The 22,455-nt window shown below is 73.4% G+C and carries 22 protein-coding genes; 11 read left to right on the top strand and 11 right to left on the bottom strand.

Annotated features, from left to right (window positions below):
• Positions 1–5: 5 nt before the first annotated feature.
• Positions 6–446: an SRPBCC family protein gene (locus tag ACGF5O_RS16560; protein WP_393810582.1), complete on the bottom strand. Its 441-nt coding sequence runs from the start codon at positions 444–446 to the stop codon at positions 6–8.
• Between the two features lie 156 nt (positions 447–602).
• Here ACGF5O_RS16560 and ACGF5O_RS16565 point away from each other — a divergent pair, with 156 nt between their 5' ends.
• Together ACGF5O_RS16565 and ACGF5O_RS16570 are read left to right on the top strand one after the other, a co-directional pair.
• Positions 603–1,625 (top strand): DUF2278 family protein, encoded by a 1,023-nt coding sequence (locus ACGF5O_RS16565; protein ID WP_393810583.1) that lies wholly within the window; start codon positions 603–605, stop codon positions 1,623–1,625.
• A gap of 171 nt (positions 1,626–1,796) precedes the next feature.
• The gene (locus ACGF5O_RS16570; protein WP_393810631.1) at positions 1,797–2,993 is read left to right on the top strand and encodes a cytochrome P450; all 1,197 of its coding nucleotides are present in this window, start codon (positions 1,797–1,799) and stop codon (positions 2,991–2,993) included.
• 76 nt (positions 2,994–3,069) lie between these two features.
• Here ACGF5O_RS16570 and ACGF5O_RS16575 read toward each other — a convergent pair whose 3' ends face one another.
• Complete coding sequence (locus ACGF5O_RS16575; protein ID WP_393810584.1) at positions 3,070–4,854, bottom strand: esterase; 1,785 nt, start codon at positions 4,852–4,854, stop codon at positions 3,070–3,072.
• Positions 4,855–5,039: 185 nt separating this feature from the next.
• Here ACGF5O_RS16575 and ACGF5O_RS16580 point away from each other — a divergent pair, with 185 nt between their 5' ends.
• The 3 genes from ACGF5O_RS16580 (at position 5,040) to ACGF5O_RS16590 (ending at position 7,208) form a co-directional block, all read left to right on the top strand.
• Positions 5,040–5,681: a phosphoribosyltransferase gene (locus tag ACGF5O_RS16580; protein WP_393810585.1), complete on the top strand. Its 642-nt coding sequence runs from the start codon at positions 5,040–5,042 to the stop codon at positions 5,679–5,681.
• Positions 5,682–5,728: 47 nt separating this feature from the next.
• Positions 5,729–6,148, top strand: a complete 420-nt coding sequence (locus tag ACGF5O_RS16585; protein ID WP_393810586.1) for a TIGR03668 family PPOX class F420-dependent oxidoreductase — start codon at positions 5,729–5,731, stop codon at positions 6,146–6,148.
• 61 nt (positions 6,149–6,209) lie between these two features.
• A complete protein-coding gene (locus ACGF5O_RS16590; protein ID WP_393810587.1) occupies positions 6,210–7,208 on the top strand; it encodes a serine/threonine-protein kinase in 999 nt (332 codons plus the stop codon).
• An 89-nt stretch (positions 7,209–7,297) separates the two neighbouring features.
• Here ACGF5O_RS16590 and ACGF5O_RS16595 read toward each other — a convergent pair whose 3' ends face one another.
• Positions 7,298–9,754, bottom strand: a complete 2,457-nt coding sequence (locus ACGF5O_RS16595; protein WP_393810588.1) for a SpoIIE family protein phosphatase — start codon at positions 9,752–9,754, stop codon at positions 7,298–7,300.
• A gap of 209 nt (positions 9,755–9,963) precedes the next feature.
• On the opposite strand from ACGF5O_RS16595, the gene ACGF5O_RS16600 reads away from it, so the two are divergent.
• Positions 9,964–10,194: a response regulator transcription factor gene (locus tag ACGF5O_RS16600; RefSeq protein ID WP_393810589.1), complete on the top strand. Its 231-nt coding sequence runs from the start codon at positions 9,964–9,966 to the stop codon at positions 10,192–10,194.
• Between the two features lie 81 nt (positions 10,195–10,275).
• The gene (locus ACGF5O_RS16605) at positions 10,276–11,439 is read left to right on the top strand and encodes an NAD(+)/NADH kinase (protein WP_393810632.1); all 1,164 of its coding nucleotides are present in this window, start codon (positions 10,276–10,278) and stop codon (positions 11,437–11,439) included.
• A gap of 101 nt (positions 11,440–11,540) precedes the next feature.
• Here the strand turns inward: ACGF5O_RS16605 and ACGF5O_RS16610 are convergent, their stop codons facing one another.
• Complete coding sequence (locus ACGF5O_RS16610) at positions 11,541–12,458, bottom strand: alpha/beta fold hydrolase (RefSeq protein ID WP_393810590.1); 918 nt, start codon at positions 12,456–12,458, stop codon at positions 11,541–11,543.
• A 225-nt stretch (positions 12,459–12,683) separates the two neighbouring features.
• Here ACGF5O_RS16610 and ACGF5O_RS16615 point away from each other — a divergent pair, with 225 nt between their 5' ends.
• Complete coding sequence (locus tag ACGF5O_RS16615) at positions 12,684–12,815, top strand: hypothetical protein (protein WP_393810591.1); 132 nt, start codon at positions 12,684–12,686, stop codon at positions 12,813–12,815.
• Positions 12,816–12,828: 13 nt separating this feature from the next.
• Here ACGF5O_RS16615 and ACGF5O_RS16620 read toward each other — a convergent pair whose 3' ends face one another.
• Together ACGF5O_RS16620 and ACGF5O_RS16625 are read right to left on the bottom strand one after the other, a co-directional pair.
• On the bottom strand, positions 12,829–14,553 hold the full coding sequence (locus ACGF5O_RS16620) for a hypothetical protein (protein WP_393810592.1): 1,725 nt from the start codon (positions 14,551–14,553) through the stop codon (positions 12,829–12,831).
• Between the two features lie 136 nt (positions 14,554–14,689).
• Positions 14,690–15,763 carry a substrate-binding domain-containing protein gene (locus ACGF5O_RS16625; RefSeq protein ID WP_393810593.1) on the bottom strand — a complete coding sequence of 358 codons (1,074 nt, stop codon included), beginning with the start codon at positions 15,761–15,763 and terminating at the stop codon, positions 14,690–14,692.
• Between the two features lie 111 nt (positions 15,764–15,874).
• Between ACGF5O_RS16625 and ACGF5O_RS16630 the strand changes: the two genes are divergently transcribed.
• On the top strand, positions 15,875–16,372 hold the full coding sequence (locus tag ACGF5O_RS16630) for a MarR family winged helix-turn-helix transcriptional regulator (RefSeq protein WP_393810594.1): 498 nt from the start codon (positions 15,875–15,877) through the stop codon (positions 16,370–16,372).
• Here the strand turns inward: ACGF5O_RS16630 and ACGF5O_RS16635 are convergent.
• The 3 genes from ACGF5O_RS16635 to ACGF5O_RS16645 form a co-directional block, all read right to left on the bottom strand.
• Entirely contained in the window at positions 16,358–16,552 is a 195-nt protein-coding gene (locus ACGF5O_RS16635; RefSeq protein WP_393810595.1) for a ferredoxin, read from the bottom strand. The genes ACGF5O_RS16630 and ACGF5O_RS16635 overlap by 15 nt on opposite strands.
• 50 nt (positions 16,553–16,602) lie before the next feature.
• A complete protein-coding gene (locus ACGF5O_RS16640; protein WP_393810596.1) occupies positions 16,603–17,835 on the bottom strand; it encodes a cytochrome P450 in 1,233 nt (410 codons plus the stop codon).
• A gap of 152 nt (positions 17,836–17,987) precedes the next feature.
• Entirely contained in the window at positions 17,988–19,364 is a 1,377-nt protein-coding gene (locus ACGF5O_RS16645) for a hypothetical protein (protein WP_393810597.1), read from the bottom strand.
• 113 nt (positions 19,365–19,477) lie between these two features.
• Between ACGF5O_RS16645 and ACGF5O_RS16650 the strand changes: the two genes are divergently transcribed.
• Complete coding sequence (locus ACGF5O_RS16650; protein WP_393810598.1) at positions 19,478–20,716, top strand: molybdopterin-dependent oxidoreductase; 1,239 nt, start codon at positions 19,478–19,480, stop codon at positions 20,714–20,716.
• Positions 20,716–21,180 carry a hypothetical protein gene (locus tag ACGF5O_RS16655; RefSeq protein WP_393810599.1) on the top strand — a complete coding sequence of 155 codons (465 nt, stop codon included), beginning with the start codon at positions 20,716–20,718 and terminating at the stop codon, positions 21,178–21,180. Before ACGF5O_RS16650 ends, ACGF5O_RS16655 begins: the two co-directional genes overlap by 1 nt.
• Here ACGF5O_RS16655 and ACGF5O_RS16660 read toward each other — a convergent pair.
• A complete protein-coding gene (locus ACGF5O_RS16660) occupies positions 21,069–21,782 on the bottom strand; it encodes a class I SAM-dependent methyltransferase (RefSeq protein WP_393810600.1) in 714 nt (237 codons plus the stop codon). The two genes, ACGF5O_RS16655 and ACGF5O_RS16660, sit on opposite strands and share 112 nt — an antisense overlap.
• Positions 21,779–22,405, bottom strand: a complete 627-nt coding sequence (locus tag ACGF5O_RS16665) for a DUF2064 domain-containing protein (protein WP_393810601.1) — start codon at positions 22,403–22,405, stop codon at positions 21,779–21,781. Before ACGF5O_RS16665 ends, ACGF5O_RS16660 begins: the two co-directional genes overlap by 4 nt.
• Positions 22,406–22,455: the final 50 nt, after the last annotated feature.

Raw genomic sequence — 22,455 nt, forward strand, 5'->3', positions numbered from 1 at the left:
ACTCGTCACGGCCGCCGGAGGAGTGAGTTGACCGCCCGTCCGAACACGGCCCGGGACGTCCGGCGCACCAGCGGGTCGAAGAGCGAGGGCAGGCCCCGGATCCGCAGCTCCTCGTGCCAGATCACCCGGGTACGGCCGCCGGGCCCGGGGTGCACCTCCAGCTCGGCCCAGCCGAGCACCACCTTGCCGTGCTTGACCAGACGGCACCGGCCGGAGCCGCCGTCCAGCGGGGGCTGCCAGACGGTCACCTCCATGGGATCGTCGAACGACAGGGGCCCGAACCCGGAACGGGCGACGAAGACCGTGCCCTCGTGGGTCGGGGGATCGGTGAGCACGGTGACCCGGGTCAGCGGGACCACGTCGGCATGCCGGGACCACTCCGTGAGCCGGCGCCACGCCTCGTCGATCGGCAGCGGAGCCGTCCGCTGAAGGAGGAAATTGACCACGGCACGATCGTAGGGAACCGGCCACCGGGCGCGGGTCGCACACGGGATGTTCACATGAACGCCAGATTCGTCCAACCCCGGCCGGAGCCGGTCCCTGCCCCGTACGATTCGCGCCATGGCGGGCAAACCGCCTGCCTTCACGGGGAGTTGGTCAACATGCCGTTGAAGACCTATGGCGTCCTGATCGCCCGGGCGGTCGACACCCGGCGCGAGGGCGGCGCCGACAGCCCGCACTACCAGATCCACCTCACGGACGACGCCGGCGTCCACTACCGGGCCGCGGTCAACGTCCTCTCGCAGGAGAAGCCCGCCGAACTGCTCTACCTCGTCGACGACGACTTCGAGCATCCCCTCACCGCCCGCCTGACCGGCCTGGCGAGCGGCTGGAACACGCTGCCGTCCGGTCCCGGCGGCCCCAACCTCGACTTCGTCCGCGGCAACCTCTTCGACCCGGCGAAGATGCGGGTCCTGCCCGCGGACCGCTCCGGGCCGGACAACGACCTGGCCGACCTGCTCGACCACTACGTCCGGCGGGCCGTCGACGACCCGGACGCCCTGCTGTACCTGTTCGGCGAGCGCTGGGGGCCCGAGACCGGCGTCAAGGACAAGGTGTTCGGCTTCCTGCCCGGCAACGGCGTCCACGACATCCACATGAACCAGGGCAACAGCGGCCGGTTCAGCGCCGACGACGGGGTCTGGCAGGACGGCGGGCTGCTCATCCGCTTCCCCGCCGACGGGCAGACCGCGGAACGCTGGGTGGGGATCTTCCTCGCCTTCCAGAGCCAGGCCTGGCACACCGACGACGCCACCGGCCACACCCTCCCCGACGTCGACACCTCCCGCCCCGCCCCCGGCGACCAGCCGGTCCGGATCGTCGCCGCCCTGGTCAACCCGGTCGGCCCGGCCCCCGAGGCGGAGACCGTCACACTCCTCAACGCCTCGCCCGCCCCGGTCGACCTCACCGGCTGGCGCCTCCTCGACCGCGTCGGCCAGGCCTCCGCGGTACCGGCCGGCCCCCTCGCCGCCGGCGCAGCCCTCGCCGTGCCGCTCTCCGGCGGCGCCCAACTCGGCAACCACGGCGGTGAGATCACCCTCCTCGACGCCACCGGACTCAAGGCACACGGCGTGTCGTACACGGCCGAGCAGGCGGCCCGCGAAGGGTGGTGGGTCGTCTTCTGACCGGGGCGCGCCCGGCCCTGTCGCGGCGGCACGGCGGTACGGCACCATGAACGCGGCCCGTACCGCTGTCGTCGTCCCGGGGGGCGTCTCGTGGAACACGAACTGCACGACAGGCATGACGCACACGACGAGCACGACGAGCACGACGCACACCACAGCCTCGACGACCTGATGCGCGAGCCCTACCCCCTCTACGCGCGGGCGCGGGCCGCGGAGGGGCTCGTGCGGGTGCCCGAACTGGACGCCTGGCTGGTCGCCCGGGACACCGACGTCCGCGAAGTGCTGCGACGCAGCGAGGAGTTCTCGTCGGCGAACGCGTTACGGCCCGACGTCATGCCCTCGCCCGCCGCGCTCGCCGTGCTCGGCGGCGGCTTCGGCGGCCGGCCGGTCGTGGTCACCTCGGACGGCGAACGGCACCAGCGACTGCGGGCGCCGCTGCTGCGCGCGCTCTCACCCTCCCGGATCGCGGCGGCCGTGCCCTACGCCCGGGAGTGTGCCGCCGCCCTCGTCGACGGGTTCGCGGCGGACGGCCGGGTGGAGCTGATGGCGGAATACGCAGCGCGGCTGCCGGGCGAGGTCATCGGCCGGATCGTCGGACTCGACCCCGCCGACGTGCCCCTGGTCGTGCACGGCGGGCGGCGCGCCGAGGAACTGCTGTTCCGGCCGCTGCCGGAGGCCGGGCAGATCGCCGCAGCCGAGGACGTCGTGGCCATGCAGCACGCTCTCGACCGCTGTGCCCGCGACCGTTACGCCCACCCCCGCGAGGACCTGGCCACGGAGATCGTCGCCTCCGTGACCGAACCCGGCCACGGCGAACTCCCCCTGGAACAGCGCCACGAGGCCGTCGCCCACCTCCAGAACCTGCTGATCGCCGGGCACCTGACCACCACCGCGCTGATCGGCACCACCGTCCTGCACCTGCTGAGCCACCGGGACCAGTGGGAACTGCTGTGCAGGCAGCCGGAGCTGATCCCGGCGGCCGTGGAGGAGGCGGCCCGCTACGACGGCGCGTTGCAGGGCTTCCGCCGGGTCGCCACCCGCCCGGTCACCCTCGCCGGCACCGAACTCCCGGCCGGGGCGGAGCTGTTCGTCGCCTTCGGTGCCGCCAACCGTGATGCCTCCCGTCACCCCCGCCCCGACGCGTTCGACATCACCCGGGCCGCCCCCGCCCGCCACCTCGCCTTCGGCTTCGGCGCCCACGCCTGCGTCGGCGCCCAGCTGGCCCGCGAGCAACTCCGCATCACGGTGGCGGAGCTGACACGCCGGCTGCCGGGCCTCCGGCTCGCCGACGGCCGTCCGGTCACCATGCGTCCGACGATGATCCACCGCTCACCGGAGGAGCTGCACCTCGCCTGGGCCGTGTCCTGATACTCCATACTCCGGCACCGGCTCGGGGCGCGATCCGCCGCGACCCGCTGCCGGAGTACCGAGCCCGGTCCGGCGGTCACTTCCCGGTGACGGACTCCACCCAGTCGATGAAGTTCGTCGTCGAGTCCCCGGTGCGCTCGGCCTGGGTGTGGCCCTGGGCCCACACGGTGGCGAAGTCGACGTCGCGGATGCCGTAGTTCCGCAGGGCCAGCGCGATGTTGATCTCGGTCGTGTTGGCCGTGTCGCCCTGCATGATGCCGGTGCGGATGCGCCAGTGGCGCGCCGGCCGCGACCGGCGGTAGCCGCCGAAGGCGGGTGAGAGGAAGTACAGCGGGTTGTACGCGTCGGCCCGCCAGGCCATGTCCTTGCCGACGCTGTCCTTCTTGGCGAAGTCGCCGTCGTACGCGGCGGAGCCGTAGTCGGAGCTCCAGTCGGCGTATGTGGCGTACGTCGCCTCGTTCGCCGCGACGACGTCACGGGTGAGCGGCGCGAAGTGCGCCGGGGCGTCCAGCCCCATCGCGAAGACGCCGTTCTCGGTCTGCCCGCGGGAGTACCCGTCGAACGCGCCGACGGGCTTGCTCGCCGTCTTCTGGCTGGTGACGAAGCCCTCCAGGCCGGCGACCGTGGCGGTGTTGGCCGTGGCGTCGTAACTGACCCACGTGCTGTGCGTGTTGAGGTAGGCGATGTAGTCGTCGACCGTCTCGTACGTGGTCGAGGTCCCGGTCTGGCCCGATCCGGGCGGGCCGCCCATCGTCGTGATCGTGTACGGGAAGGTGGTGTCGGACAGGAAGTTGTTCAGCGAGGTGGTGATCACCTCGATCAGGTGGTCGTAGTAGCTGCCGGCCAGGTGGGTGCCGCTGCCGGACTCGGTCAGCTTCAGGAGCCTGCCCCGCTCGTCGCGCAGACCGAGGCGGTTGACGTACCCGGGCCAGGCCTTCGCGAGGTCCGCCGAGTAGGCGCTGGTCCAGGTGCCGGAGGCGCGGGTGCCCGTCGAGGCGAACTGGCCCATGTTCCACTCGTAGGACAGGTTGGCCTCGTGCAGGCTGGTGATCGGGCACCAGGCCATGACGCCGGCGACCGCGTCGCTGAGCGGGCGGCCCTCGGCGTCCTCCATCGCCGCGCCGATCGTGCGCAGGTACGGGTGGTACAGGGGGCTGTCGCCGGACGCGCCCGCCACGGTGTCCTGGGCGCCGCCGCCGCTCATGCCGAACAGGACGATGTCGTCCGTGCTGCCGGGCAGGAGGCGCCGGTTGTACCGCAGGAAGCGGACCGCGGCCTTCAGGTCGGTCACGCCCCAGGGAGCCGCGTCGGAGCGGGTGCCGGTCGAGGTGTCCCGTCCGCGCAGGCCCGGCCACACGTAGACGTGCCCGGCCGCGAGGTACTGCGCGACGCTGCTGTAGCTGTAGGACGTGGCCGGCTTCTGCGCGGCGTAGCCCGGGGTGTTGACCGGGATCACGATCGGCGCCGTGCGGCCCGAGTACGCGCCGACGGTGCCCTTCGGGTCGACCGTCGCGGTGTACGTGGTCCCGTCGCTGTTCGCGGTGGCCTTGAGATAGGCGCCGGGCACGTAGATCGACAGGCTCTCGATGTCCGTCGCGGCCGGGTCGGTGACGTACACCTTGCCGAGCTGGTAGTACACGTCGTTGGCCGAGTCGTACGACCAGGCGGTGGAGTCGAACTCCAGCGAGTACGCCGGGTTCGCCGAGGACGTGCTCGACGGGCTGCCCGACGACGGGCTGCCCGACGACGAGGTGCCCGACGACGAGGTGCCGGCGAAGGCCGTGCCCGCCGCGCCCTCGGCGATTCCGAACGCGGCCATGGCTGCCGCGCCCCGGACAACGGTTCTGCGGTTGATCTCCACCCGTGGACCTCCTTGTGCAGCGGGTTGCTGTGCGGCTCTTCCGAGTCCCTGACTGTAGGCAAGGCGGCCCAGGATTGTTGACAATTTTGATGATAATTTTGTTAGAAGGGAGGGCTCGGCCTCCGGTGCCTCCGGGTGTGAGCATGGAGGTAGGAGACCGTGACCCCGCCCGGGGAGGACGAACCGTGCGCTACCGGGACCGTGCCCACGCGGGCCGTGAACTCGCCGCAGTGCTGGCCGAGTTGCGGGACGAGGGCGCGCTGCCCGACCCGATCGTGCTGGCGCTGCCCCGGGGCGGGGCGGCCGTCGCCGCGGAGGTGGCGCGCGAGCTCCCGGCCCCGCTCGACGTGCTCGTCGTACGCAAGATCGGCGCCCCGCACCACGAGGAGTTCGGCGTCGGCGCGATCGCCGGGGACGACCCGCCGCTCCTCGACCGGGCCACCCTGGCTTACCTGGACCTGAGCGAGGACTCCCTCGCCCCCGTCGTCGAGCGGGAGCGGCAGGAACTGCGCCGCCGTGAGCGCCGCTACCGGCAGGGCCGCCCGCCGCCGGGACTGCGCGGCCGTACCGTGCTTGTCGTCGACGACGGCCTCGCCACCGGCTGCACCGCCCGCGCCGCGCTGCGCCACGTACGCAGCCGGAACCCCGCCCGGACCGTGCTGGCCGTCCCGGTCGGCGCGCCCGACTCCCTGGACGCGCTCGCCGCCGAGGCCGACCTCGTCGTCTGCCCGTACCGCCCGGCCGTCTTCAGCGCGGTCGGGCAGTGGTACGACGACTTCGGGCAGCTGACGGACGCCGACGTGCTCGACGCGCTGCGCCGGGCCTGACGGGGACGACCGGGGACGACCGGAGACGACGAGGACGGGGGCGCGCGATGCCGGAACTGACCGGGGACGAGGCACGACGCCGGTTCGCCGCGGCCCGGGTGGCCCGGCTCGCGACCGCGGACGCCAGGGGCCGTCCCCATCTGGTGCCGGTCGTCTTCGCCCGGTACGGCACCGACGGGATCGTCACCGCCGTGGACCACAAGCCCAAGACCACCCCCGACCTCAAACGGCTGCGCAACATCGCCGTTCAGCCGTCCGTGTGCCTGCTCGCCGACGCGTACGACGAGAACTGGGACCGTCTGTGGTGGGTCCGGGCGGACGGCGAGGCGCGGGTGGTCCCGGCCGGCCCGGCCGTCGTCGGGCCGCTGTGCGAGAAGTACCCGCAGTACCGGGAACGGCCGCCGTCCGGCGCGGTCGTCCTCGTGACCGTGTCGCGCTGGACCGGCTGGCAGGCGGCGCCCCCGTGAGCCGCCGATCCGCCGATCTGCTGATCAGCGGGTCTGATCTCCCGGGGATACGATGAGCGTGATGGCGACGCGCATCGCGGGCTACGAGGTCCAGGGCGAGATCGGGCGCGGCGGCATGGCCGTCGTCTACCGGGCCACGGACCTGCGTCTGGACCGGACCGTCGCCCTGAAACTGCTGGCGCCGGAGATGGCCCGCAACGACACCTTCCGCCGCCGCTTCACGCACGAGTCGCGGGTCGCCGCCGCCATCGACCACCCCCACATCGTGCCGATCTTCGAGGCCGGCGAGACGGACGGCGTGCTGTACATCGCGATGCGGTACGTGTCGGGGCCCGACCTGCGCGCGCTGCTGGACCGGGAGGGCGTGCTGCCGGTGGACACGGGGCTGCGGATCGCCGCCCAGGTCGCCTCCGCGCTCGACGCGGCCCACGAGCACGATCTGGTGCACCGGGACGTGAAGCCGGGCAACGTGCTGGTGGCGCGGGGCACGGACAGCGACCACCCCGAGCACGTCTACCTCACGGACTTCGGGCTCACCAAGAAGTCGCTGTCGCTGACGGGGTTCACGACGGTCGGCGAGTTCGTCGGCACCCTGGACTACGTGGCGCCCGAGCAGATCTCGGGGCGCCCGGTGGACGGCCGCTGCGATCTCTACAGTCTCGCCTGCGTGGTCTTCGAGATGCTCGCCGGCGGTCCGCCGTTCGTCCGGGACGAGGACATCGCGCTGCTGTGGGCGCACCAGTACGACGCCCCGCCCGCGCTGAGCGAGGTGCGGGGCGGGCTGCCGCCGGGGTTCGACGAGGTGTTCGCCAGGGCGCTGGCCAAGGTCCCCGAGGACCGGTACGGCTCCTGCCTGGAGTTCGTGGCGGCGCTGCGGTGCGCCGCGTACGGTTCCGGTCCGGCCGGGGAGCCGGCCGACGCCGTGCACCGGGACGCCGACGTCGCACCGACGACCGGCCACGGGACCGTCGGCGGGACCGTCCGCACCCCGACCGTCGGCCGGGGCGCCCCGGACGGCCCACGCCCGCCCGCGTGGGCCCGCCCGGTGTTCCGCCGGTAGCCGCCGCACTCCGGCGGCCTCAGGCCCCGGTTCTCCGTGCTCGGTTCTTCGTGCTCGGTTCTCAGCCCTCGCTTCCCAGCCCTCGGTTCTCAGTCCCCGGTGAGGTACTGCTCGGCCCAGACGGTCTTGCCGGTGCCGGCGTGCCGGGTGCCCCAGCGCTGGGTCAGCTGGCCGACCAGGAGGAGTCCGCGTCCGCCCTCGTCGTAGGTGTGGGCCCGGCGCATGTGCGGGGCGGTGTCGCTGGAGTCGAAGACCTCGCAGGTGAGGGTGTGGTCGTCGTGGATCAGACGGAGCCGGACGGGCGGGCGGCCGTACCGGAACGCGTTGGTGACCATCTCGCTCACGATGAGCTCGGTGATGAACGCGGCCTCCTCCAGCCGCCACTCGGCCAGCTGCCCGGTGGCCAGCTTGCGGGCCTCGGCGACCGCGGCGAGGTCGAAGGGCAGCTCCCAGGTGGCGACCCGGTCGGCGTGCAGGGCCCGGGTGCGGGCGACGAGCAGGGCGATGTCGTCGTCGGGGCGGTGGGTGAGCATGGACGTCAGGACCCGGTCGCAGACGGTGTCCAGGGTCTCGGCGGGGCGGCCGAGCGCGGCGAACATCGTGTCGAGGGCGTCGTCGATGTCGTGTTCCCGGGGTTCGAGCAGGCCGTCGGTGTAGAGCGCGATCAGGCTGCCCTCGGGGAGTTCCGTCTCGTACGACTCGAAGGGCAGGCCGCCGAGGCCGAGCGGGGGACCGGCCGGGACGTCGAGGAAGCGGACGGTTCCCGCGGTGACCACTGCGGGCGGCGGGTGGCCGGCCCGGGCGACGCAGAGCCGCCGGGTGACGGGGTCGTACACGCTGTACAGGCAGGTCGTGCCGACGCCGCCGGCGGCCTCGGCGGCGGAGTCGGCACCGGCCTCCTCGGCGGAGAGGTGGACGACCAGGTCGTCGAGGTGGCTGAGGAGTTCGTCGGGCGGCAGGTCGACGTCGGCCAGCGTGCGGACGGCGGTGCGGACCCGGCCCATGGTGGCGGCGGCCCGCATGCCGTGGCCGACGACATCGCCCACGACGAGCGCGACCCGGGTCCCGGACAGCGGGATGACGTCGAACCAGTCGCCGCCCACCCCGGCCCGGCCGACCGAGGGCAGATAGCGGGTGGCGATGTCCAGGGCCGCCTGCGCCGGCAGGGTCTGCGGCAGCAGGCTGCGCTGCAGCGTCATGGTGGTGGTGTGCTGGCGCTGGGCGCGTGCCGCGCTCTGGATGCTGGTGGCGGTGCGCGCCGCGAGCTGTTCGGCCAGCCACAGGTCGTCCGCGTCGAAGGGCTCGGTCCGCCGGTTCCGGGCGAACAGGGCCACCCCGAAGGTGCTGTCGCCCGCCCTGATCGGCACCGCCATCAGCGAGTGCGCCCGGCTCTCCCGGATCCACCCGGCGGCCCGCGGATCCTCCTGCGCCCAGCGGCTCACGACCTCGTCGCCGCCCGGGTACACCGTGCCCCGCCCGTCGGCCAGGCACCGGCCCGACGGCGACCACGGCGGGCAGTGCAGCACGTCGCCGGTGGGCTGGGGGAGCGGCGGCCCGTCGGGCAGCGACCGCACGGCGGCCCGGCGCAGCGCGACCCCGTCGGGCGGCGGTGCGCCGGGCCCCCGGAAGTCGTCCCGGGCGGCCTCGTCCGCGGGCGGGGGAGCGTCCAGCAGGTCCACGGCGCACACGTCGGCGAAGTCGGGGACGGCGACCTCGGTCAGCTCCCGGGCGGTGCGCTGCACGTCGGAGCTGGTGCCGATGCGTACCCCGGCGTCGCCCAGGAGCAGCATCCGGTGCCGTGCCAGCTGCTGGGACACGTCGGCGTGGGCCGTCAGGGCCACCGCCCGCACCCGGCCGCCCGAGTCGGCCAGCGGCGTGAGCCGCGCGTGCCAGGTGCGCTCAGGGGCGGCCGGATCCAGATGGAGGCGGATCTCCTGCGGTCCGGCGCCGTCCAGGACCCGCCGCATGCTCGCCTCGGCCTCGGCGCTGCCCTCGTACGGCACGACGTCCGTCAGCCGCAGCCCCCGCATCGTCCCCTCCGCCAGCGACAGCGTGCGCTGCGTCGCGACGCTCGCCCGGGCGAGCCGCAGCTCCTCGTCGAAGACGGCGGCGACACAGGGCGACTGCTGGAAGGCCCATTCGCCGAGCGTCTGCCCGGCGGCGACCGTCGCAGGGCCGGTCACCGCGGACACCACCAGCCACTCCGGCCCGCCCGGCGCGCCGCCAGGCGGTCCGCCCGCGGGTCTGCGGTGGACCAGGACGTCCTGGTCCACCCGGTGCCCGTCGCGGTGGCGCAGGGCCGCGGTCCCGCTCCAGCGTGCGCCGGCCGCCGCCTCCCGCCAGGCGGCGCGGCCCGGTTCGGCGAGCAGCCGGGCGGCCGGCTGCCCCAGGATCTCGGCGGGCGGGTAACCCAGCAGCAGCCGGGCCCCGTCGCTCCAGCCGGTCACGACACCCTGCCCGTCGACCGTGACCGAGGCGGTGCGGGCCCGCTGCGGAACGGCGTGCGTCTGCGCCGGGTTGCTGGGAGGGGTGGGAGGTCGTTCCATCGCCGCTCATCCTTCGGAACCTGCACGGCCGGCTCTCTCCCAGGATGATCCCGGCCGCCACTGAGCACCAATCCGCCCGTGCCGCACCCGCCCGGAGGTTCCTGTGACGCGCCTGTGACACTCGGAGGACGGTGTCATGACGTCGCCTTGTGAGGGTTTCGTAAACGGACAAATCGCCCCTATCGGATCGATCGGTCAAGGAACCCCTCATGAGCGCCACCGCAGCCATCCGGCACACCGAGACCTCCGCCGTCGCGCTGGCCCCGCGTGAACGCGAGACGCTGAAGCACATCGCCGCGGGCTGCACCTACCTCCAGGCGGCCCGGCAGATGGGGCTCTCCAAGCACACGGTCGACGCCTACCTCCGCCGGATCCGCGCCAAGCTCGACATCAACACCACCGCCGAACTCACCCGGCTGGCCATCTCCCTCGGCCTGTGATCCCGCTCCGCCCGACAGATCCGCCCGTGCCGTGACAGCGTGGGAGCAGCGGCTGAGCACGGTGGTGTCCTGGAGGCGGAGATGACGGTGAACGGGCTCGGACTGGTGGTGCACGGCGGACGCCGGGAGGCGGTGGAGGCGGCCTGTGCGGTGCGGGCGTGGGCCGCGGAGCACGACGTGCGGTGCACGGACATCGACGTGTGGCACGACGGCGGACGGCACCACTCCGGGGAGGAGGTCGCGGCGGCCGGCGATCCCGACCTGATCGTCACCCTCGGCGGGGACGGCACCTTCCTGCGCGGCGCCCGGCTCGCCGCCCGCAACGACGCGCTGGTCCTCGGCGTCGACCTGGGCCGGGTCGGCTTCCTGACCGAGGTGCCGGTCTGCTCGGTGCGGGAGGCGCTGGACGCGATCCGCGAGGACCGCTACACCGTCGACAGCCGTCTGCTCCTCACCATGCGAGCCTCCCGGCGCCTGGAGGTGCCGGCCGACATGGAGCGGCTGATGCAGTACGGCCGCGGGCCGCTGCTGCCGCCGCCCCAGGTCCGCACCGACTGCGAGCAGGACACCGACTGGGGCGTCCCGCTGCACGTCGCCGCGGTCAACGACATCGTCCTGGAGAAGCTGTCCCGGGACCGCCAGGTCTCCGTCGGCGTCTACGTCTCCGGCCGGCTGCTCGCCTCCTACTCCGCCGACGCGCTGCTGGTGGCGACGCCGACCGGCTCGACCGCGTACAGCTTCGCCGCCGGCGGCCCCGTCGTCTCGCCGTGCGCGGAGGCCCTCGTCTTCACCCCGGTCGCCCCGCACATGACGTTCAACCGCTCGGTCGTCACCGCGCCGAACGAGGCGGTCGGCCTGCGCGTCCTGGAACGCTCGGGACAGGCCGCGGTCAGCGTCGACGGCCAGGTGCGGGGCGTCCTGGAGCCGGGGGACTGGGTCGGCGTGTACGCCGCCCCGACCCGGCTGCGGGTGGTCCGGCTCGCGGCGATGGACTTCTACGGCCGCCTGCGCGAGCGCATGAACCTGACCGACGCCCCGGCCGCGGTCGCCGACGGCACCCCTCCGCCCCTGTGGTCGCTGCGCACGCCCCCGCCCGGCGACATGGCCCATCTCTCGCTGCCGCTGATGGCGGCGGAGTACGCCGACGCGAAAGATCCGTGCGCCGACTGGAAAGACGGTGTCGCACCGGCGCTGGAAAAGTCGGCCTTCCCACGTCGTGCGCAGGAAGGCGACGACAACCCATGACCACCGACTCCCCGGCCCGGACGGCCCAGAAGGCCCGCACGGTCCAGAAGGCCCCGACGGTCCAGACCGTCCGGAGGTTCTCTCGGGAGGGCGGGCAGCCGCTAGCGGGCGGCCGTCACGAAGCGGGTCACCGCGTCCGCGAAGGCGACCGGCTCCTCGAGATGGCCGAAGTGCCCGCTGTTCTCCAGGACCACCAGCTTTGAACCGGGAATCAGGGAGTGCAGTTCCCCGGCCCACCGCACTCCGCAGATGAAGTCGTGGCGGCCGACGAGCACGAGGGCGGGAACGGCGAGTTCGCCGAGATCGGCGCGGTCGTCGAAGACGATCGGGGACAGGTCCTCGTCGGCACCGGAGACGTACGTGCTCCGCACGGCCGCCCGGACGGGCGCGAACTCCCGCTCCCGGCCCCAGTAGTCGGCGAAGCAGGCGGGGAACAGCCCCCGGGCGACGGCGGTGTGCGCCTGGTCGCCGGTGGCCGTGGGGATGGCCCGGAAGGCGGCAAGGACCTCGGGGAGCCCGGGGTTCCCGGCGTTCCGCTCGGCGAACGCCTCGACCTGGCGCACGGTCTCGGCGGTGTGCTCGGGGCCGGTCACCGGCAGGCTCTCGTACAGGATCACCCCGGCGATCCGTCCGGGGTGGCGCAGGGCGTGGTACTGGGCGACGAAGCCGCCGTGCGAGTGGCCCAGCAGGTGCACCTCGGGGACACCGAGGTGGTCGAGGAGCGCGCCGAGGAACCGGCTGTAGCGGGCCCGCGTGTAGCCGTCGGGGTGGGAGGGCAGCCGGCCCGAGCCGCCGCTGCCGACCGGCTCCGGGTAGACGACCGTCAGGTGCCGCTCCAGCTCGGGCATGCGCAGGTACTCCCAGTCGATGCCCGGCCCGCCGGAGTGCGCGACGCACACCGGCCCCGTGCCGTGCACGTGGTACCGCAGCACGAGGCCGTCGATCTCGACGGTGTGCGTTCCGCCGGCCAGCGGGTCGGTCTGAAGACCTGTCCGGGGGTCGGTCTGGGGTGTGGTCATGTGCTTCTCCGGGTCCGGCGGGGTCTTGGGACATCGGCAGGACGCCGCGGAGACGGGGAAGTTCGAAGCGGGCCGTGTGAGGGCAGTCACACGCGGAGTCGGTCACGCGCGGGGTCGGTTCAGTAGCGGCCGCCCACCGTCCGCGCGGCCAGCCCGTCCAGCGCGGCGGCCTCGTCGGCGGTCAGTTCGACGTCGGCCGCGGCGACGGCCGACGTGGTCCGGGCCATGGGCGGTCTGTTGCGGCTGGACGCGGCCGGCGACTGGAAGGGCCAGGCCGACCGCCAGATCAGGCTCCTGATGGACGGCCTGCAGACGGGAACTCCGGCCCGCGCGACAGGGCGCGGGCCGGAGCGGTGAGCGGAGGAAGCGGTCAGTCGGCGGACCGTACCGTCGGCATGGCGAGCGCGACCGGCCCGCTCTTGCAGGAGTCGTGGCAGTCCTTCTCCAGGCTGCAGCACAGCGAGCAGATCGCGCCGGAGTGGAACGGGCAGTTCGCCACGTCCGGCCGCTCGAAGTCGGTCGCACACACCGTGCAGGTCAGCGTGGCCGCCGACGGCAGCCCGTCCGCGCCGAGCAGCGGCTCTTCGAGGTCGTCGACGCGCGCGATGTAGTACTTGCCCTTGGTCAGCACCGCGAACAGCGGCGAGAGCACCATCGCCAGGAACAGCGCGATGAACGGCGAGTACGCCTTGCCGTACGCCCCGAAGGCGTTGAAGTAGGCGGCGATCGAGACCGCCGACGCGATCAGCATCGAGCCGAAGCCGACCGGGTTGAAGTTGTGCAGGTGGGCCCGCTTGAACTCGATGTACGACGGGCTCAGCTTCAGCGGCTTGTTGATGACCAGGTCGGCGACGACCGCGCCGATCCAGGCGATCGCCACGTTGGAGTAGAAGCCCAGCACGGTGTTGAGGAAGCCGAAGACACCGCCCTCCATCAGGGCCAGCGCGATGCCGACGTTGAGGAAGATGTAGACGACCCGGCCCGGGTGACGGTGGGTCAGCCGGGAGAAGAAGTTCGACCAGGACAGCGAACCGGAGTACGCGTTCGTCGAGTTGATCTTTATCTGGGAGAGGATCACGAAGAACGTGGCGAGGCCCAGCGCGACGGGCGCCGCGAACGTCTTGAAGCCCGACACGTACTGCTGGATCGGCTCGTTGGCCTTGGCGAGGCCCACGCTGCCCGCGATGTAGAAGGCGAGGAAGGCGCCGCCGATCTGCTTGGCCGCGCCGAGCACCACCCAGCCCGGACCGGCGGAGAGCACCGCCGCCCACCACTTCTTCCCGTTCTCCGGCGTCTTGTCCGGCATGAACCGCAGGTAGTCCACCTGCTCGCCGATCTGTGCGATCAGCGACAGCGCGACGCCGGCGCCCGCGCCCACCCCGAGCATGCTGATGCTCGACCCGGTGGGGGAGTTGCCCGCGAAGTGGGTGAACTCCGAGAACTTGCCCGGCTCCTGGATCGCGATCGACACGAACGGCGCGACCATCAGCACCAGCCACACCGGCTGCGTCCACACCTGCATCTTCGACAGCGCGGTCATGCCGTAGACGACCAGCGGCAGGATGATGAGGGAGCAGATCAGGTACCCGACCGCGAGCGGGATGTGCAGGCCCAGTTCCAGGGCCTGCGCCATGATCGAGCCTTCGAGGGCGAAGAAGATGAAGGTGAAGCTGGCGTAGATGACCGAGGTCAGCGTCGAGCCGAGGTATCCGAAGCCCGCGCCCCGGGTCAACAGGTCCATGTCGATGGAGTACTTGGCCGAGTAGTACGAGATCGGGATGCCGGTGAGGAAGATGACCACGGCCGCGGTCAGGATCGCCACCATCGCGCTGGAGAAGCCGTTGGAGATGGCGATCGAGCCGCCGATGGCGAAGTCCGCGAGATAGGCGATGCCGCCCAGCGCGGTGGTGGCCACCACGTAGGGGGTCCAGCGGCGGAAGGACTTCGGTGCGTACCGCAGCGAGTAGTCCTCCAGCGTGTCGTTCTGCGCCCAGTCGTTGTACGTCCGTTTGCCGTCCGTGCCGGCGTCCGTGCCACGGCCGGTCCCGCCGTCCGCCACGGCCGGTGGCGCCTCTTTCCCGACGATCTCCGTCACGACTCTGCCCTCTCTCGTCCCCGGTCGTTTGCACGGAAGAGTCGCGGCGCGCTGTTTCCCGAACGTTTCACCTGCTTTAAAAGACAAAGCTTGATACTTCCCGTGGGAAATATCCTGCTGGGAGAGGGAGTTGGGCTCAGAGCTGGGCGACGACGTGGAAGTCGAAGGCGTCCGCCCGCGCCAGGTACAGCCGTTGGGCGACATGGTTGCCGCACAGTCGTACGACGCCCCGCGGACCCTCGTACGACACCGCGTCCCCGACCGCGCACATCGCCCGCACCTCCAGCGACCGGGCCCGCTCGGCCAGGGCGGCCAGCAGCCGCACCCCCTCGAAGCAGGACTCGCCGAGGCTCCCCACCACGGGGGCGTGCACCCCGAACCGGGCCGCGTGCCGGGCGCCGAAGTCGAGGCTCTCGGCGGTCGCGAGGGTCTCGAAGAAACCGGCCGCCGCCCAGAGCCCGTCGGTGCCGTCCGCGCCGGTGGCCAGCAGGATGTTCTCGTCCATGTGGGTGCTCAGCCTGAGGCACTGCTGGTGCAGCCCGTACCCGGCGAACGCCCGGTTGAAGCGGGCCGCGTCCGCCCCCACCAGCAGCATCAGCACCGCGTCCGCCTCGCACCGCTCGATCCGGCGCAGCACCGGGCCGAACCCCTCCGTCCCCAGCGGCACGAACACCTCGTCCCGCACCCGCCCGCCGCACTCCCGCGCGTACGCCCGTGCCGTGCGGGCGGTCACCCGGGGCCACACGTAGTCGTTGCCCACCGTGCACCAGCGCCGCACCCCGGCCGCCTCCGCCAGCAGCCGCATGGCGGGCAGCAGTTGGGCGACGTCGGTCTCACCGGTCAGGAAGACGCCGGGAGTCCGCTCGCCGCCCTCGTACTGCGCGGTGTACACGTACGGCACCCGGCCCGCGATCCGGGGCAGCAGCGCCTGCCGCACCGCCGAGGTGTGCCAGCCCACCACCCCGTCCACCGCGCCCAGCGAGACCAGCGCCCCGACCTCGGCCGCCACCCGGGCCGGCGGCGCCCCGCCGTCCACCGTGACCAGCCCGACCTCGCGCCCCAACACCCCGCCCGCGGCGTTCAGTTCCTCCACGGCCAGCCGCGCGGCCGACTCGCACGAGGGCCCGAGGACCCCCGCCGGGCCCTGCAGGGGGACGACCAGGGCGAGGAGCAGCGTGCCGCTCCCGTCGCTCGGCGGCGGCGGACGCATCGGCCACCTCCGTGCGGGCTTGGGGAACGCGGATTCCGGTCCCGGGCCCCGGCGCCGTCGCCAAGACTCGTATTCTGCGCGCACAGTAGACCTACCGGAAGGACACCGGCAATGCCCTCCGTACCCTCCTCGACCTCCTCGCCGGACCTCGCACACCTCCTCAGCCACGCCGAGCGGCGGGTCGTGCGGCGGCTGGCCGCGGTGCTGGCCGAGGAGGACTGCACGGTCGAGGAGTGGCGGGTCCTGTCCCTCGTCGGGGACGGCCGCGGGCACCCGATGTCCGAGATAGCCGACCACGCGCTGATGCCGGCGCCCAGCCTGACCAAGCTCGTCGACCGCATGGTCGCGGACAACCTCGTGCACCGGCGCCCCGACCCGCACGACCGCAGACGTGTCCTGCTCCACCTCACCGCGCGCGGCGAGGACCTGCACGGACGTGCCGCCCACCGGGTCCACGGCGACCAGGCCCGGCTGCTCGAAGAGGTCGGCGACGGGGCGGCACTGGCGAGCCTCCTCGCGCAGCTTTCGGCGGCGGCCGAGGCCAGGGCGGCCGACGTCAGGGCGGCCGAGGTCAGGGCGTCGGACCTGGGGCCGTCAGTTCTCCCGTAGCCGGATCGCCGCGGCGGGGCAGATCGCCGCGGCCTCGCGGACTCCGTCGTACTGCTCCGGCGCGGGGCTCTCGCTCAGCAGCTCCACGATGCCGTCGTCGTCCTGGTCGAACACGTCGGGTGCCGTCAGGACGCACTGTCCGGACGCGACACACCTGGGCTGGTCGACTTCCACCTGCATGGGGGCTCGTCTCCGTTCTGCGGGCCGGTACGGGGGTATCGGGGCGCGGGTCACCAGGTGACGGGAAGTTCGTAGACGCCGTAGACCGCCCCGTCGTGCTTGAAGCGCAGCTGCTCGATGTCGGTGGCCAGGGACAGCGTGGGGATGCGCCGGTACAGGGTGCTGTAGACGACCTGGAGTTCGAGGCGGGCCAGCGGCTGGCCGAGGCACTGGTGCACGCCGAAGCCGAAGGCGACATGGCGGCGGGCGTCGCGGCCGATGTCCAGGCGGTCGGGGTCCGGAAAGGCGGCCGGATCCCGGTTGGCGGCGTCACCGGTGAGGACGACCCCGTCGCCGGCCCGGATCGTCCCGCCGTCGATCTCGATGTCCGCCAGCGCCACCCGGCGGCGCCCGGAATGGGTGATGGTGAGGTAGCGCAGCAGCTCCTCCACGGCCCCGGCGACCGCCTTCGGGTCCTCGGCGGCGCGCAGGGCGGCGAGCTGGTCCGGATGCTCCAGCAGGGCGAGGGTGCCGAGGGCGATCATGTTGGCGGTGGTCTCGTGACCGGCGCCGAGCAGCAGCACACCCATCCGGGCGGCGTCGCGCTGCGTCATCTCGCCCGTGTCCACCCGCTCGACGAGCAGCCGGGAGAGCAGGTCGTCCGCGCCGGGGTGCGCGCGCTTGGCGTCCAGGAGCTCGTCGAGGTAGTCCGTCAGGTCTTCGAGGGCCCGGACGACCGCCTCGGGGGCGGAGGCGTGGTGCACGATGACCTTCGTGTTCCGCTGGAAGAAGCCGTGCTCCTCGTAGGGCACGCCCAGCAGCGCGCAGATCACCAGGGACGGCACCGGCAGCGCGAACGCCTGCACCAGGTCGGCCGGCCGCGGCCCGGCCAGCAGCGCGTCGATCAGGTCGTCGACGATCGTCTGGACCGCGGGCCGCAGGGCCTCCGTCCGCCTGATCGCGAAGGGGGCCGTCACCATCCGGCGGATCCGGGCGTGCTCCGGATCGTCCATGGTGAGGAAGGTGCGGCGGTGCGCCTCGCCCGCCTTGCTGCCCGCCGAACGGTGCGGGTAGCCGGGCAGGGTGGCGTCGGAGCTGAGTCGCGGGTCGCCGAGCAGGGTGCGCAGCTGGTCGTGGCGGGTGACGAGCCAGGGCGTGGAGCCGTCCCAGAGCCGCACCCTGGACAGCGGTTTCTCCTTCTGCAGGGTGCGCAGCTGTGAAGGCGGGTCGAAGGGGCAGCCGCCGGTACGGGTCATCGGGAAGTCGGGCGGCTCGGGTTGGCGTGCCGGGAGCGTCTCGGTCATGGGTGCCTCCGTTTTGCGGGAGCAATGTGGATGCCTTGGGCAACCTAACCGGGGCGGCGGGGTGGCAAACGGCGATATCCGGTCGTCGCCGCTCGCCGCTCGCCGCTCGCCGCTCGGCGCTCGGCGGCAGCGCGGGACGGGCGCCCGGCGGTTCACCACCCCGTGAACAGCAGATGGTTCACCAGCAGCGCGAGCAGTGCCTGTGCCGTGAGCCAGGCGCGCGGCCGGGGCAGGAAAGCGCAGGCCGGCAGCAGCCACATCGCGAACGGCAGCCAGATGCGCTCCGTCTCCGCCTTGCTCATTCCGGACAGGTCGGCGAGCAGCAGCGCCAGCAGGGCGGCGCCCACGAGGAACGCGAGCCGTGTCTCCGCGACGGGCGCGGAACGGTGGCGGCGGTGGCCTACCAGCACGGCACCCGCCCGTCGCAGCCCCGCCACGGTGGCCAGGCCGGTGATGACCACCGTGCAGGCCAGGTTGGCCCACACCCAGTAGCCGTACGGCCGGGTCCCGCCGACCCCCTGGTAGTAGCGGGTGACCAGCAGCCGGTACCCCTGCCACCAGTCGAACCCGGCAAGGGTGAACACGAGCGGGACGACCGCCGCCCCGGCCACCAGCAGCGCGAGGACGACCGGGCGGGCCCGGACCCGGCGCCGGCCGAGCACCAGCACCGCCGCCCCGATCAGCGCGAACAGCGTCAGGCCGTACGACAGGTAGCAGGTCAGCCCGTACAGCAGCCCCGCACCCGCCGCCCAGGCCACGGACCGTCCGGTCACCGCGAGCGCCAGCAGGGCCACCGTCCAGGCGGCGACCGCCGCGAAGTACCCGTCGGCCGAGGCGCCCACCCACACCGCGGCCGGGGCCATGACCAGGAACGGCGCGGCCCGCCGGGCGAGCCGCTCGTCGGCCAGGGCCCGCACCGCCACCAGCACGGCGACACAGGCCGTCGACCCGACGGTGATGCACCAGGCGCCCGCCCAGCCGCCGCCGTGCAGCCCGATCCGGTCCAGGAGGACGAAGGTGAGCGTGGCCGCCGGCGGGTGCCCGGCGATGTGGGCCGGCCACGGCGCCGGGGTGCCGCTGACGATGTGGTGGGTGAAGTCGCGCAGCGTCGCCGGGATGTCGTGCCAGCGGCCGATGACCGTCAGGTACTCGTTCGGGCTGGTGAGCCGGCCCGCCACGCCCCGCTGCCAGCCGTCGACCAGCGCCAGCGACCACGTCCAGGCCAGACAGGCGCCCCAGGCCGCGCCGAGCAGTCCGCGCCAGGGCAGCCGTACGGCCAGGTTCGGCCCGTACGCCACCACGGCAACCGCGACCAGCAGGGCGGCCGGGGTGCCCGGGCCCACGTGCGGGTCCCAGTCGGCGAAGATCGGCGGCCAGTGCACGAACAGGTTGCGGTAGGTGTCCTGGAGGTGCCGGCCGACCAGCACGGCGGCGAGCACCAGCAGGGCGGCGGCGAGGACGGCGAGCAGATCGGCGGCGGGACCGGCGGACGGAGCCGCCTGCCGGTCACGGTGCGGGGAGCGGGTCACACCGGAACGCTAGGTCGGCGACCGCGCCGGAGTGTGGATCAGGCGGCTGACGTCAGACTTTCGTCATGCGTCGCGCGCCCGTTCCGGGGGTTTCCCCGGCCTACGGTCGGACCATGCGACCCGACGACCCACGGCTTCCCACCTCCCCCGGCTTCTGGCGCAGCCCGCTCCGCGGCACCTGGTTCACCTCGGTGCTCGGCCTGGTGCTGCTCGTCGGCATCACCGTGCTGTTCGTGACCGGACTGGTGTCGTACGCCGCGTACAACCCGGACCTGGCCCCGGTGAACGACCAGACCCCGGACAAGGGCATCCTCGGCTTCTACCTCTTCTCCTGGCCGACGAACCCCTACTGGCTCTACCGGGTCACCCAGGGCATGCACGTCACCCTCGGCATCACCCTGATCCCGGTGCTGCTCGCCAAGCTGTGGTCCGTGGTGCCCAAGCTGTTCACGCTGCCCCCGGCCCGCTCGGTGGCCCACGCCCTGGAGCGGGTCTCGCTGCTGCTGCTGGTCGGCGGCGGCCTCTTCGAGTTCACCACCGGCGTCCTCAACGTCCAGCTCGACTACGTCTTCCCCGGCTCCTTCTACCCGCTGCACTTCTACGGCGCCTGGGTGTTCTTCGCCGCCTTCGTGGCACACGCGGTGCTGAAGACGCCCGCGGCCCTCCGGACGGTCCGCCAACGGCGGCAGAGCGGGGGCGAGTTGGAGGCACCGCGGCCGGACGCGCCCACCGTCTCCCGGCGCGGGGCGCTGTGGTTCGTGGGCGGCGCGTCCCTGCTGCTGCTCGTCACGACGGCCGGGCAGAGCATCGGCGGCGTATGGCGCCGCACCGCGCTGCTCGCACCGCACGGCGGAGCCGACCCCGGCAGCGGGCCGGACGGCTTCCAGATCAACAAGACGGCCGCGTACGCCGGGATCGACGCGCAGGAGACCGGCGAGGAGGCGTGGCGGCTCGTCGTCACCGGCCGGGGCGGCCGGACGGTCCGTCTCAGCCGCGCCCAGCTCCTCGAACTGCCCCTGCACAGCGCCGCGCTGCCGATCGCCTGCGTCGAGGGCTGGTCGACCGCCGACCAGTGGTGGCGCGGGGTGCGGCTGCGCGACCTCGCCGCGCTCGTCGGCTACGACACCGACCCGCCGGACGTGCTCGTCGAGTCGATCCAGCGGCACGGCGCCTTCCGCCGCGCGGCCCTGCGCGCCAACCAGGTCGCCGACCCGCGCTCGCTGCTCGCCCTCCAGGTGAACGGCGAGGACCTGTCCCCCGACCACGGCTACCCGGCGCGCGTGATCGTGCCCGCCGCACCCGGTGTCCTCAACACCAAGTGGGTGGCCCGGATGACCTTCGGAGACCTGTGATGATCCCGCGCCCCCGTCTTGTCGTCGGCAGCCCCCTGCAGATCCTCCTCCTGGCCTGCTCGTTCGCGCTCGCCGCCTACGCCGGCGTACGGCTGCTGGCCGGCGACTGGCTCGGCGTGGCGCTGTGGGTGGTGGGGGCGGCGCTGCTGCACGACCTCGTCCTGCTGCCGCTGTACGCGCTGGCCGACCGGGCGGCGCGGCGGGGGCTGACCGCCGCCGGGCGCAGGGAGTGGACGATGTACGTCCGGGTCCCGGCCGCGCTCTCCGCGCTGCTCCTGCTGGTGTGGTTCCCGCTGATCAGCGGGATGGTGGCCGCGCACTACCGGTCGGCCACCGGCCGATCCCCGGACGGCTACCTGACCCGCTGGCTGCTGATCACCGCCGTGCTCTTCGGCGGCTCGGCGCTGCTGCTGGCGCGGCGGTTGCGCAGGGCCACGAAGCGCCGCCCGCCGGTCGCCCACTGAGTCTCCGGCTCCCACCCTCGCGCGTACCGCAGCAGGGCCGGGGTGCCGAGCCGCGCCCAGCGGAAGGGGGCGCCGACGGCTTCCCTGGCGTCGGTGAGGTGGACGTCGGCGCGTTCGTCGACGTCCACCGGCGCGGTCTCGGCGATCAGCAGCCCGCCGGGGGCGAGGAGCCGGGCCGACCGGCCGAGCAGGGCGTGCGGGTCGCCGCCGATGCCGACGTTGCCGTCCATGAGCAGGACGGTGCCCCAGCGGCCCTCGCCGGGAAGCGGCTCGAAGACCGAGCGGCGCAGGGCCTGGCCGCCGAACCGCACGGTGTGGTCGACGGCGGCCGAGCTGACGTCGATGCCGAGGACGGTACGGCCCCGGGCGGCGAGTTCGGCGACCAGCCGCCCGGGGCCGCAGCCGATGTCCAGGACGGCGCCCTCGCAGCGGTCGAGGACCGCCCGGTCGACCGGGTCGGCCCGCGCGCACCAGCGCTCCACGTCCAGGGGCAGCAGCCAGCCGTCCGCGCGGCGCAGGAACAGCGGGCCGTGCCCGGCGCGCAGCGCGGTGGCGTACGGGTCGGCGCCGGTCCAGGGGACGGCCGGCGAGGCGGTGGTCATCGGCGGTCCGTTCCGCCGGGCGCCGTGCACCGGGCCAGCAGGGCGGCGAACCGGCCGTGCGGGACGAGGGCGGCGACGGCCGCCGCGTCGGCCGCGGTGTCCACGTCCCGCAGCCGCGGCAGGTCGCACACCCGCAGCCCGGCGCCGACGAGACGCCGTCGCTGGACGGCGCCGGTCTCCGGCACGGACATCGGCACCCCGCGCAGCAGCGCCGGGTCCGGGTCGGCCAGCCCCAGCGCCCAGAACCCGCCGTCCTCGGCGGCGCCGAAGTACGCGTCGCACTCCGCGAAGTCCACGGTGAGGAGGGCCGGGGTGACCTGCGGGGTGTCCATGCCGATGAGCAGGGCGGGGCCCGGGCACCGGGCGAACGCGTCGGCGAGCCGCTCGTCCAGTCCGCCGGCACACTGCGGTACGACGTCGAAGCCGGGCGGCAGCCAGGGGCCGGGGGCGCCGTCCAGGACCAGGATCCGGCGGGCGGCGGGGGCCGCGGCCACGGCGTCCAGGGTGTCGGCGAGCGAGGCCTCCGCGAGCGCGGCGGCCTGCGCGGGCGAAAAGGGCGGCGTGAGCCGCGTCTTGACCCTGCCGGGGCGGGGTTCCTTGGCGATGACGAGGAGGGTGGTCATGGGGTTCCTTGAGTGGTGCGGGTGGGTGAGGCCGGGGGCGGGCACGCTCA

It is taken from the genome of Streptomyces sp. NPDC048291, from assembly GCF_043201715.1.
Classification (GTDB): domain Bacteria; phylum Actinomycetota; class Actinomycetes; order Streptomycetales; family Streptomycetaceae; genus Streptomyces.